At 43.6% G+C, this 12483-nt stretch carries 11 protein-coding genes; 4 read left to right on the forward strand and 7 right to left on the reverse strand.

The window, feature by feature from the left end:
* The first annotated feature begins 54 nt into the window (after positions 1 to 54).
* Positions 55 to 1014, forward strand: coding sequence for a carbohydrate kinase family protein (locus AAEY94_RS07545; protein WP_350978219.1), 960 nt, complete (start codon positions 55 to 57; stop codon positions 1012 to 1014).
* Between the two features lie 90 nt (positions 1015 to 1104).
* Here AAEY94_RS07545 and AAEY94_RS07550 read toward each other — a convergent pair whose 3' ends face one another.
* Positions 1105 to 4269 (reverse strand): efflux RND transporter permease subunit, encoded by a 3165-nt coding sequence (locus AAEY94_RS07550; protein WP_409085828.1) that lies wholly within the window; start codon positions 4267 to 4269, stop codon positions 1105 to 1107.
* A gap of 9 nt (positions 4270 to 4278) precedes the next feature.
* Positions 4279 to 5511 (reverse strand): efflux RND transporter periplasmic adaptor subunit, encoded by a 1233-nt coding sequence (locus AAEY94_RS07555; RefSeq protein WP_350978220.1) that lies wholly within the window; start codon positions 5509 to 5511, stop codon positions 4279 to 4281.
* 411 nt (positions 5512 to 5922) lie between these two features.
* On the opposite strand from AAEY94_RS07555, the gene AAEY94_RS07560 reads away from it, so the two are divergent.
* On the forward strand, positions 5923 to 6558 hold the full coding sequence (locus tag AAEY94_RS07560; protein WP_101088648.1) for a TetR/AcrR family transcriptional regulator: 636 nt from the start codon (positions 5923 to 5925) through the stop codon (positions 6556 to 6558).
* A 113-nt stretch (positions 6559 to 6671) separates the two neighbouring features.
* Here the strand turns inward: AAEY94_RS07560 and AAEY94_RS07565 are convergent, their stop codons facing one another.
* Positions 6672 to 7127: a type II secretion system protein gene (locus AAEY94_RS07565; protein ID WP_350978222.1), complete on the reverse strand. Its 456-nt coding sequence runs from the start codon at positions 7125 to 7127 to the stop codon at positions 6672 to 6674.
* A 359-nt stretch (positions 7128 to 7486) separates the two neighbouring features.
* Between AAEY94_RS07565 and mog the strand changes: the two genes are divergently transcribed.
* Positions 7487 to 8020: a molybdopterin adenylyltransferase gene (gene mog / locus AAEY94_RS07570; RefSeq protein WP_011639389.1), complete on the forward strand. Its 534-nt coding sequence runs from the start codon at positions 7487 to 7489 to the stop codon at positions 8018 to 8020.
* A gap of 135 nt (positions 8021 to 8155) precedes the next feature.
* Here mog and AAEY94_RS07575 read toward each other — a convergent pair whose 3' ends face one another.
* The 4 genes from AAEY94_RS07575 to AAEY94_RS07590 form a co-directional block, all read right to left on the reverse strand.
* Positions 8156 to 8380, reverse strand: coding sequence for a hypothetical protein (locus AAEY94_RS07575; RefSeq protein WP_350978224.1), 225 nt, complete (start codon positions 8378 to 8380; stop codon positions 8156 to 8158).
* A gap of 151 nt (positions 8381 to 8531) precedes the next feature.
* Positions 8532 to 9665 (reverse strand): ABC transporter permease, encoded by a 1134-nt coding sequence (locus AAEY94_RS07580; RefSeq protein WP_101088643.1) that lies wholly within the window; start codon positions 9663 to 9665, stop codon positions 8532 to 8534.
* Positions 9665 to 10399 carry an ABC transporter ATP-binding protein gene (locus AAEY94_RS07585; protein WP_101088642.1) on the reverse strand — a complete coding sequence of 245 codons (735 nt, stop codon included), beginning with the start codon at positions 10397 to 10399 and terminating at the stop codon, positions 9665 to 9667. The genes AAEY94_RS07580 and AAEY94_RS07585 overlap by 1 nt, the downstream gene beginning before the upstream one ends.
* Positions 10400 to 10401: 2 nt before the next feature.
* A complete protein-coding gene (locus tag AAEY94_RS07590; RefSeq protein WP_350978226.1) occupies positions 10402 to 12000 on the reverse strand; it encodes an alpha/beta hydrolase in 1599 nt (532 codons plus the stop codon).
* Between the two features lie 94 nt (positions 12001 to 12094).
* Between AAEY94_RS07590 and AAEY94_RS07595 the strand changes: the two genes are divergently transcribed.
* Positions 12095 to 12472: a GntR family transcriptional regulator gene (locus AAEY94_RS07595; protein WP_011639383.1), complete on the forward strand. Its 378-nt coding sequence runs from the start codon at positions 12095 to 12097 to the stop codon at positions 12470 to 12472.
* Positions 12473 to 12483 lie beyond the last annotated feature (11 nt).

The raw sequence follows: 12483 nt of genomic DNA on the forward strand, positions 1-12483 counted from the left end.
TAGAAATCCCTGTTAACAAGCCCATGCAAATGGGCTTTTTTTTGGACGTTTTATATGAGTACATTATTGAGTTTTGGTGAAGTATTAATTGATTTACTGCCAGTGGGCCATTCTGGTTTGGTTCACGAGCCTATCCCTGGCGGCGCGCCAGCCAATGTGGCCGTGGGGTACGCAAAATTAGGCGGTAAGAGCCATTTTGCTGGTGGCATTAGTGCTGACCATTATGGCGTGATGTTGCAAGATGCCTTGGCAGCACAAGGTGTGGATGTCAGTTGTTTAACAGTAGTGCCAGATGCTGCTACTGCCACCGTGTTAGTCAGTTTAGATGCTCAAGGGGAACGGTCGTTTAGCTTTAATCGGCAAAACACTGCCGACATGCTATACCGTGAAGCTGATTTTGATGCTATCGATTGGTCTCAAATTGATATTTTTCATCTTTGTTCAAATACATTTACTGAAAAGGCCATTTTCACTGCGAGTCTCTATGGTGCTAAAAAAGCGCATAAAGAACAAACGTTAGTCAGTTTTGATGTCAATTTGCGCTTGTCACTATGGCAAGACACTCGGCTGCTATCAGCTCGAGTGGAGCAATGTTTTGGTTACACACACCTGTTGAAAATGAGTAAAGAAGAAGCACTCTATTTGGCTCTGGAGCGTGGGGTATCATTTGACGATTATTTAGCATTCTGTATTGCGCAAGGGGTGAGGTTAATTTTGGTCACCAATGGTGCTGAGTCCGTTTTATGCCACAGTGCCGAGTTTTCCTTTGAGTTGCCGGTGCCTAAAATTGTGGCCATAGATACTACTGCCGCCGGAGATAGCTTTGTTGCGGGGTTCTTATTTGAACTCGGCCGTGATGAAGGATATTTTACTCCTGGGCCTTTAGTACAAAAATTGCTTAATCGAGTGAACGTTCAAACTGCTGCCGAGTTTGCGATTAAGTGTGGTGCGATAACGTGTACGACAAAAGGCGCTTTTCCTGCGCTGCCCGTTTTGGAACAAGTGCAATCGTGAATCAAATTTGTGTAAATGAGTTATTTCGCAATAAAAAAGAGGTCACCTTAGGTGACCTCTTTTTTTGTTATCACTGAATCAATAACGTGGTTAATCGTGCGTTATGGCCGATTCGGCGAGCTCGGTTTTATTTTTCCCACGTTTTGCTAGGGCATAATAAAACAGTGGCGTTAAGATAAGGCCAAAAATAGTCACCCCAATCATGCCTGAGAATACTGCAACACCCATTGCTTGACGCATTTCTGAACCAGGTCCGCTAGAAAACACCATCGGTACCACACCCATAATGAAGGCTATCGAGGTCATTAAAATAGGCCGTAAACGTAAGCGACCGGCTTCAAGTATGGCCTCTAATGGTTCCATGCCATCATCTTGTAACTCTTTAGCAAACTCAACAATTAGAATGGCATTTTTGGTTGCCAGCCCCACCAGTACAATTAACCCAATCTGGGTAAAGATATTGTTATCTCCACCGTAAATTAGTACCCCTGTTAATGCCGATAACAGCGTCATTGGGATAATCAGAATAATGGCTATTGGTAAGCTTAAACTTTCATATTGCGCGGCTAATACCATAAACACTAACAAGATAATTAATGGGTAAATATAGGCGCCCGCATTGCCTGCCAAAATTTGTTGGTAGGTGATCTCAGTCCACTCGTAGGTCATACCGTTAGGTAAGGTTTCAGCTAAAATCTTTTCAATTGCAGCTTGCGCCTCACCGCTACTAAATCCAGGTGCAGCACCACCATTTAATTCCGCAGTGGTAAAACCGTTGTAATGCATGACTCGGTCTGGACCAGATGAATTGGTGACATTAATAAATGAACCAATAGGCACCATTTCACCTTGGTTGTTACGTACTTTTAGTTGGGCGATTTGTTCAGGGGTTTGTCTAAACTGCTCATCTGCTTGTACGTTCACTTGATAAGTTCGGCCAAACTGGTTGAAGTCGTTGGCGTAAACCGAACCCATATAACCCTGCAGGGTGGAGAACAATTCGTCTAACGACACCGATTGCTGCTTGGCTTTAGTACGATCGATGTTTACTTCAAGTTGTGGCACATTGACTTGATAACTCGAGAATACTCCCGCTAGCTCTGGCGTTGCCCATGCTTTTTGCATCACTTGCATGGTCACTTTATACAACTCTTCGTAACCGTAGTTAGCACGATCTTGAATTTGTAGTCTAAAGCCACCAATGGTGCCTAAGCCTTGCACTGGCGGTGGCGGGAAAATCGCAATAAATGCGCCATTAATCGAGGCGAATTTTTGATTTAACGCGGCAGCAATAGCACCTGCTGATAATGATGGATCTTTGCGATCGGCAAAGTCATCCAGCGGGGTAAACAAAATGGCGCTGTTAGTACTATTGGTAAAGCCATTAATGCTTAAACCTGGGAAGGCTACAGCATGGGCGACACCAGGTTGCTCAAGTGCAATACGTGACATTTCTTTCACGATAGCTTCAGTGCGATCTAATGATGCAGCATCAGGTAGTTGGGCAAAGGCAATAAGATATTGTTTATCTTGGCCAGGCACATAACCTGTTGGGGTATTGGCAAACTGTAAGCCTGTTAGGCCGACTAAACCGATATACAAAATACCAATGACAGCACCAAAACGAATGATTTTCTTCACTAACCAGCCGTAACCGTTAGACATACGCGCAAACATGCGGTTAAACGGATTAAATAACCAGCCTCCGAGCAGTTTATCCATACCACGGGTCAGCATATCTTTTTTCTCGTGATGACCTTTAAGCAATAATGCCGATAAAGCAGGGCTAAGGGTTAACGAGTTAATTGCCGAAATAAAAGTGGAGATGGTAATGGTTAGCGCGAACTGCTTATAAAATTGCCCGGTTAAGCCAGACATAAATGCCGTTGGAATAAATACCGCCGCCAGTACCAAGGTGGTGGCAATAATCGGACCGGTCACTTCTTTCATTGCCTTTTGAGTGGCAGCAACGGGCGATAATCCGTCTGAGATATTTCGCTCAACGTTTTCAACCACAACAATCGCATCATCGACCACGATACCAATCGCGAGCACTAAGCCAAACAGTGATAAGGCATTCAGCGAAAAGCCCATTAGGTGCATAAAGGCGAATGTACCCACAAGTGATACTGGAACCGCCACTAATGGAATAATGGATGCGCGCCACGTTTGTAAAAACAGCACTACCACTAATACAACCAGCAATAATGCTTCAACCAGTGTTTGTACCACAGCTTTAATTGAGCCACGCACGAACACGGTTGGATCGTAGACGATGTCGTAGGTTAAGCCTTCTGGAAATGACTTAGACAACTCAGCCATTTTAGAACGGACATCATCAGATATTTGAATCGCGTTAGAGCCCGAGGCCTGGAACACAGGTAATGCAGCCGCGTCTTTATTGTCTAACATTGAGCGTAGGGCGTAAGTCGATGCACCTAATTCAACCCGGGCAACATCTTTTAAACGAGTGATCTGACCTTGATCACCCACTTTAACAATAATGTCTTCGAACTCTTCAACGTTGGATAAACGGCCTTTAACGTTAATCAGTAATTGGAAATCACTGTCGCCGCTAGGCTGCGCGCCTAAACTGCCGGCTGCGGCTTGTTGGTTTTGCTCACGAATAGCGGCAACAATATTGCTCGGTGATAATCCGATTGCCGCTACTTTGTTAGGGTCTAGCCACACACGCATGCTGTAGTCGCCAGCGCCAAACACACGTACAGCACCCACACCGGTAATACGGGCTAATTCATCTTTTACTTTTAATACAGCATAGTTAGACAGATACAACATGTCATAACGATCGTCGGGCGAGGTTAAATGAACCACCATGGTTAAGCTAGGTGATGACTTTTCGGTGACTATGCCTAAGCGTTGTACTTCTTCTGGTAAACGAGGTTTTGCTCGTTCGACCCGGCTTTGGACTTGGGTTTGAGCTAAATCAACATCAGTACCAATCGCAAAGGTGATGGTTAGCGTCATGCGCCCATCAGACGTGGCTTGCGAAGACATGTACAACATGTTTTCTACGCCGTTAATCTCTTGCTCTAGCGGTGATGCAACGGTTTCAGCAATGATTTTAGGGTTAGCACCTGGGTAGTTTGCCGTAACAACTACCGTTGGCGGCACCACTTCAGGGTATTCGGTAATGGGTAATTGCCATACTGCTAGCGCGCCTGAAATAAAGAACAGCAGCGACAGAACAGCGGCAAAAATTGGTCTTTTAATAAAGAATTGAGACAACATTATGTGGTTTCCTTAACCCTGACTTGCGTCATCAGCAACACTTGCTGTTAATGGCTGGTTATCGAGGAGGCGTTGTGCTTGATGTAATGCTTCTAATTTGTCGCTATCGGCCATGTCGGTGAGATTTGGCTCAATAGTGACGTTAGGGCGTACTTTCTGCAGACTGTTTACCACGATGGTATCGTTAGGGGATAAACCGGCAGTAATAATACGTAAACCGTGAAGCTTCTCACCTAGGCTAACGCTACGATACTCAAGGATGTTTTTGTCATTTACTACCAGAACAAACTTGTTATTTAAGTCAGTAAAAATGGCTTTGTCGTCAATTAAAATGCTGTCGTATGACTCGCTACCCGCAATGCTGATGCGGGCAAATAAGCCGGGTAATAATTGATTATCTTGGTTGGCAAAGTTTGCTCGAACGCGGATAGTACCTGTTTGTTGATCAACCGAATTATCGACAAAGTCGATCACACCCTGGTGGTTAAAACTGGTTTCATTTGCCAGAGCCATCACCACAGCATTGTTGCCCAAACGTGGATTTTGACGTTTGTTCTCGAACGATAACGCGGAATATTTTAAATACGTTTGCTCATCGATATCAAAATAAGCGTACATATGCGACGTAGAGACTAAGCTGGTGAGATGCGTTTGTCCTGCGGTGACATAATTACCTGCCGTTTCGTTGGCATACGACACTCGACCAGTGATTGGGGCGGTAACATGGGTATATTCAACGTTAAGTTGGGCGCTAGTTAATGCTGCTTTAACTGATGCTACAGCAGCGGCAGTTTGATGCATATTAGAGCGACGAGTATCAATGAGCTCTTCTGAAACCGCTTTTTGATGGAACAGCTTATTGGCTCGTTCATAGTCATTTTCAGCAAGTTGGTTAGCTGATATCGCACTGGTTAATTCTGCTTTAAGGCGTTCATATTCAGCCGTAAATACACTCGAGTCGATGGTAAATAACACATCGCCTTTTTGCACTAGCGCGCCTTCTTTAAAGTTAATCGATTCAATATAACCTGACACGCGAGGTACCAAAGTAACCTTTTCTGGTGCTTGTAAGCGTCCAGTAAATTGATCCCATTCAGTAATGCGTTCATAAAGTACGTTGGCAACATCCACCTTAGGCGCTGCGGGTGTATTCGCTTGTTGTGCTGGTTGCTTTCCGCACGCCACTAATAGCAATGCCGTTAGGCTTACTAACAAAGTGATTTTAATTGATTTTAACGTCTTCATGGTGCTGTCCTCTAATCCATAGCATTTACGTTATTTAACAAGCTATTGGGTGCGTTACTTTTGTCTTTGGCTATGTTTTTATACCAATCGGTACAAATTGTTCTGTACCGCATGGTAATATATAGATTAAAATACAACTGTCAATTAGTTTTGTACCGATTGGTATTAAATTATTATGACAAGGTGATTAATAATCAGCATGATGAAATAGCTTCACGGCATATAACGTGGAGAGTGACGATGAAATAGCGTTAATCAATACTTGAAAAAGATGAAAAAAAGCGCTTAATCTGCTTATTATTAACCCTTTCTATGATTTAGCGTTGTGCTAAGATGTACGAATTATCTATCGTAAATTAGTCAGTTAACGTGATGATAAATAATGATTCGTTAATATAAGAGGTACTATTGATGACAATAACTAAAGCAGCTTGCGTCGGCCGCCCTCGTGGGTTTGATATCGACTTTGCATTAGAGCAAGCGCTACATGTTTTTTGGCGTAATGGCTATGAAGGTACCTCTATAAGCGAATTAACTGAGGTGATGGGAATTAAAAAACCCAGCCTATATGCTGCATTTGGTAATAAAGAGCAGTTGTTCTTAAAAGCCATTGAACTTTATGAAAATCGCCCAGATTCACTATTTAATACCGCCTTTAAACATGAGCATATTGCCGATGTTATTCGAGCTTTATTAGTGGGCGCAGCAGCGCAGTTCACCGATTGTAGCCACCCGCAAGGTTGTGCGCTAATCAATAGTGCGTTGTCATGCAATGAAGCAAGCGAAGGGATTAAAGAAGCGGTTCATCTGCTGCAAACTAAACATCAATCTGAATTAATTGATCAGTTTGCTGAGGCTAAACAAAGAGGCGAATTAGCTGATGATTGTCAGCCGAAAGTGTTAGCAACCTTGATCGTGACATTGTTTAAAGGCATGTCTATCCAAGCTGCTGATGGCGCGACACATGATGATTTACGCCATGTTGCTGAAATGGCAGTTACGGGAATTTTAGCCCAACATGTCATAGGGTATTCAGCCGTGAAATAAGCGTCTTTAAAAGACGCTGTCTGACAGTGTTTTTATAACAGGAAGCGTCATCTTTTTTTATTGATGTTAGCGGCCAAGTTCAAACCAAACCAATTTATGTCTAGCTTATACAATTAACAGCCTGTGGTGGTTAGGGCATAAACTATTGGATCGGCCGGCTTAGTGCCATCGACAAAGTAACGCAAGCTGCAGTTGCCATTAATGTCATATCCCTTAGGGAAAATATACACGTTACCTCCTGACACATCAAAGAGTCCCCAGTCAGCGGTAATAGTATCATTTGCATTCGTCATCACTTCAAAAGAACCGTCAATCGACACCGCGACATTTGCACTCAGAGAGGTTATGTACCCCACAGTAGTACTAATCGTTGTGCCGTTGACCGTCACTGAACCGGGGTCTAGCTTTTCTTGACCCGACAATACCGCTTTTGAATAAACCAAGGTATTGGCTGACTTTAATGCCCCCTGGAATCCCTTCAAACTGGCAATAAGCGCATCACTTTTCAGATTAATAAACTTAGGCGCTGCAACTACGGCTAAAATGCCTAAAATAATAATGACTACCACCAATTCAATAAGGGTGAAACCCGCGCTGTTTGCTTGTATGCATAGAACTCACTCACTTTATGTTGTTACGCTATACCGATTGTTATTAGGTAATACATTATGACGAATCTAATGGTATTCATCGCTTATCGCTGGGCATATTAAATAGCTGCCAAACCAAAACATTAACCCGTATTACTCAGTTCAATTATTTCAGTATGAATACCCCACAGACAGAAGTCATTGTTTGCCTTGGTCAATGGAATCCTAAATCGGTGATCTATCTATCAGTTTAACATTTTGTGAATGTCGATTTTTTTGGTAGATTGTCGGCATATATTTGCATTACTGCTTTTACCCCACATAAGGGAAAGATAACCATGAGCAAAGCTAAAATAGGCATCGTTACCGTTAGCGATCGTGCCAGTGCTGGCATATATGAAGATCTGTCTGGTAAGGCGATTATTGATGTATTGAATGAGTATTTAACCTCTGAATGGGAACCTGTTTATAAGGTGATCCCCGATGAGCGTGACGTTATTGAAGCCACATTGATTGATTTAGCTGATAATCAAGACTGCTGTTTAATCGTGACCACTGGTGGCACGGGGCCGGCCAAACGCGACGTAACGCCAGAAGCTACCGAAGCAGTGTGCGATAGAATGATGCCTGGTTTTGGTGAACTAATGCGCGCCGAATCATTAAAGTTTGTACCAACCGCTATTTTGTCTCGTCAAACAGCGGGTCTTCGTGCCGACTCGTTGATTGTTAACCTACCCGGTAAACCTAAGTCTATCCGTGAATGTTTAGACGCTGTATTCCCTGCAATTCCTTATTGCATCGATTTAATGGACGGACCGTTTTTAGTCTGTGATGAAGCGGTGATAAAGCCGTTTAGACCTAAAGCGAAGTAACTGTGACTGAGCAGTTGCTAGAGAATAAATAACTGCAAAGTCAGTATTTAATAAATAATGCCGTCCAGCTGTGACGGCATTTTTATGATTCCATATCGACGAAAATTTATAGCGGCCCCCATAACAGATTCGGTGTTACAAATGTTTAAACTGCTGCTTTAAATCAAAATCACTGTCAGTTACTAACTTCTCTAATACTTGTATCCGTTCAATCAATGCTTGGTTTTGGGCCTGTAGATCGCTAACACAGCCCGTGTCAGTTTGCTGCTTATGCTTCATATAATACTTAAACATTTCAGATGCAGTGGTGCCAACCACAATAATGAAGACCAACGCGATAATGGCGATATCATTTTCCATAATGACTCCTTATTAATGCTCTTTTGTTAATAGATTTTTGACTTTCTTATCTGACTTACTCTTATTAAAAGCGCTAGCTAATCTCTCTTGCTAATTACCTCAGCCTTATCTCTACTCGTTAAGGCTGAGGCTCGTCGTTATAAGCTAACGGTTATAAACCAAAGACGACTTTTTCACTTTTAAGCGACTTTTCTAAGCCCGCGGCTAATGCAATGGCAATGATCAGTGTGGTCACAGATGAAATAATTAATTGCATCATTGGAATCTCACGACCTTTAATAAAGTCCATTAATGCTTGTTGCTGGCCAGATACGGGTAACCACTGCAATACGTCTGGGGCGATGTTGTAACTGGCCGCCATTGACAGTGCTAGTGGTACAAATAACACCATGGTTAAGTATGATTGCGCCTCTTTAAAGGTTTTAGCCATAAACGATACATACAGTTGTAAGGTTGCGGCCATCAAGGCGACTGGAATGCCCACAAGGAACATTAAGCCCATAAAGTCTGGAGTGATATTGACGGTAAAGCCAATTTCTTGCCACGGTACAAAGGGGTAAGCCACTTTTGATACCAGTAAAATCAAGATTAAGCCGAGCAAAGCAAAACAGGTTACGGCAATAATTTTACCGATGACTAATTCGCGGGTGCTCATTGGGTGGCTTAACAATAGTGCTAGTGAGTTACGCTCACGCTCACCCGCACTGGTGTCGATCGCGAGGTTCATACCGGAAATAAATACCGAGTACATCATGGTGAAAATAGCGATACCTAAAATCATCCCACCTTTAGAGTCTGGTGTGGCTTTGTCTTCGATATTGACCTTTAATGGCTGAGTTATCCGGGGATTAATACCGCGGGCAATTAAGCGAATGCTGCCCATTTCTGCACTATATGCTTGCAGTTGACGCTCTAGTCGACGAATTGATTTTTGCAGCTTCTCATCTGAATTGTCGGCTATTAATATCACTTCAGCTTGTTTAGCTTTGGCCATATTGGCGGCGTAATCGTCACTAATGGTTAAGATGATTTTATTCGCTTGTTCATCTTCACCGTGGTTAATGCCGTTATTACTTAAGTAGCGCACTAAATCTGGAGCGTTATCGGCATTGTTGATATTGATGTTTAAATCTTCTGGACTAGACAGCTGGCCAATTAACACCATAAACATGCCGCACATAATCAGCGGCGTACCAATGGCATAATATAAACCTGCCATAACCGATCGTTTATCTCGTGCGGCGTCGATGAGTTCTTTGCGCACCATTGCGAGTATCATTTTCATTATGCTGCAATCCCTTCGTCGGTACCGATAAGTTCGATAAATGCATCTTCTAGTGAGTCTTTACCTGTTTGCTGACACAGTTCGTCAGGGCTACCGATGGCAACCACTTTTCCATTAGCCATCACGATAACGCGATCACACAAGGCGGCGACTTCTTGCATCACGTGGCTTGAAAACAGCACGCAATGACCTTGGTCTTTGAGCTGCAATAAAATATCGCGCAACAAACGGGTACTCATTACATCAAGCCCGCGAGTAGGTTCGTCTAAAATGATGTTACTTGGCTTATGAACAATGGCTTGTGCTAATGCCGTTTTCATCCGCTGACCTTGAGAAAAACCTTTGCAGCGACGGTCACAAATGTCTTCCAGCTTGAGTTGTGCAATCACATCAGCGGTGGCTTTTTTAGCTTGTTTGCGCGACATACCGCTGAGTTCGGCAAAGAAGCTAATGTATTCACGCGGACTAAGGCGTTCATATAAACCAAAAGGGTCGGGGAATAAGCCTAACTGCTTTTTGGCGCCAATTGGATCAACTGCAACATCTATGTTATCAACGGTAGCTGTGCCTGAGTCTGGCTTAAGTAAACCAAATAAGGTGCGTAAACAGGTGGTTTTACCGGCACCATTTGGGCCAAGTAAACCGGTAATTTGGCCATTCTCAGCGCTAAAGCTTAAGTTATCTAAGGCCTGCACATCGCCAATTTTTTTGGTTAAGTTTGCAACAGTAATCATGACTATTCCTTATCCGCAGCGGTATTCGCTGGCGCTGTTGTTTCTATGTCAGTGGGCGTGTCGATAACCGGTAGCGCTTCAACGGTATTGGCATTAAGGTAAAAGCTACGACGGACATCTTTTTGTAAGCATTCACCGTTGATGTCTTTTACTGAACCTTGGTCAACTAACTGGGCGACGAGGTCATTGCCACAGCTTTGGCCTGCCACGCCATGGGTTGCGTAAGGTGCAATGAAGTGCTTTGATTTTGTCAGTTTTTCTTGTGCCATTGCGCCCCAGTTTGGCGGTGTTGCCGGGTCGAGTTCGCCAGATAACAGTAAGGTGGGTATATCACTGAGAATTGGCTCACTAAAGTTGTCATCTACTTGTGGTATCGGCCAGGCTTGGCAGGTTTTTTCTAATCCTTCTAACATATTACCGCTGATGTACGACTCTTTTGCATCTTTACGCATTTGATCAGTAATGCGGTGAATGTCTTCGCCACACACCACGGATGCATGCATGCCCATGGCAATACCTGTGCTGTCAGCTGTTAAAGCGTAAATACCTAATATTGGTTGGTAATTACCTTGTGACGCTTGATGAATAGCATGCGGGATAAGTGCACGGATGTTTGCCATGTACATCGCCATTCTAATAGCGCCGCTAAACTTGCCGCGGGTGAGTAAAAACTCGCTGAGTTCATCTGTTTGTGGGTCACGTACTTGTTGGCTTATCGGAGCGGTGGCGAGCAGTTGGTCGACTTTATTGTATTCGTCAGCCAAGTCAGGAAATTGTTGCTGGCAAGCAGGAGTACTTATACAGTCGCGCCATAATACATTTAAACCACGTTCTATTGAGTCACCAATCGCCACGACACTTTGTTGCATTGGCACCACGCCATCCAGTGTCACGGTTAATAAGGCTTCTGGGTAATGGCGCATATAAAGCTGTGCCATACGTGTTCCGTAGGAAATACCGTATAAATGCAGTTTTTGGTAATCCAAATATTCGCGTACTGCTTCGAAGTCTGTTAACGCGGTATTACTACCGTATTGGCTTACATCGGCATCAATTTGACCTAGGCATTTTTCTGTCATGGCAATGATATCAAGATCGTCATCATTCATACTGAGTAATTCAGTGGTGTCATCGTCGCAAGATAAAATGTTCGATTTACCGGTACCACGCTGATCAATCAGTAAAATATCGCGTTGCTGACGAACTTTGGTCAACATGCGATTAAAGAAAGCGGCATTTTCAATGGCTGACTGGCCTGGTCCGCCTGCGATTGCCAGTAATGCTTCATTTGGGTGAGTGTTTTTAATTGCTGGCAAAATAGCAAAATGAATGTCGATTTGCTTACCGTCAGGTAGTTGAGGGTTTTCTGAGACAGTTATTTTACCGCACTGTAATTGCTCGTCTAAACCGTCTAAGTAACAAGCACTGGTTTTAGCGGGTACAGCCACATTGGTTTGCGATGAGTCAGCATGACTATTGTTGGCGAGTAAAATAGCAATAGCGACCGCGAGCCATCGGCTAGTACGTGTTGCCGATTGGCATAACCCAGAGCGGGTTGACCGCTTGGCTAAGACTGTGTTGATAAACTTCCTGTTGATCATCGGAACGTTTCCTTTTTGCATTTCATGACGATTATGATACCTTAGCACTTAGTGTATGAGTGTATCAATGTATTAATACAGTTGTTAAAGGCTAATGTTAGAATTAATAAATGTCAACCCCAGCAGTGGTGAACCCATCTATCGACAGTTGCACGATCAAATCGTGCGCTTAATTGTCGGCGGGCAATTGCACCCTGAAGATGTTCTGCCTTCGGTGCGCCAACTTGCCGAGCATTTAGCGGTAAACCCGATGACGGTATCACGTGCTATGCAGCAACTTGTCGACCAAGGTTGGGTTGAGCGCCGTCGTGGTCAGCCGTCACGCGTAGCTGCTAGAACTGCGGCCAATAATGATTCAGGCAGCAGTTTGTTGGCACCACAATTAACTGCATTAGTTGAGCAGGCACGGCAGCTAGGGGTCGATTATGACCAGTTACAAGTATTGTTGGAACAATTTTGGAATAAAGAATAGCCACAGTTGAG

It is taken from the genome of Shewanella sp. AC34-MNA-CIBAN-0136, assembly GCF_040309945.1.
Taxonomy (GTDB): domain Bacteria; phylum Pseudomonadota; class Gammaproteobacteria; order Enterobacterales; family Shewanellaceae; genus Shewanella.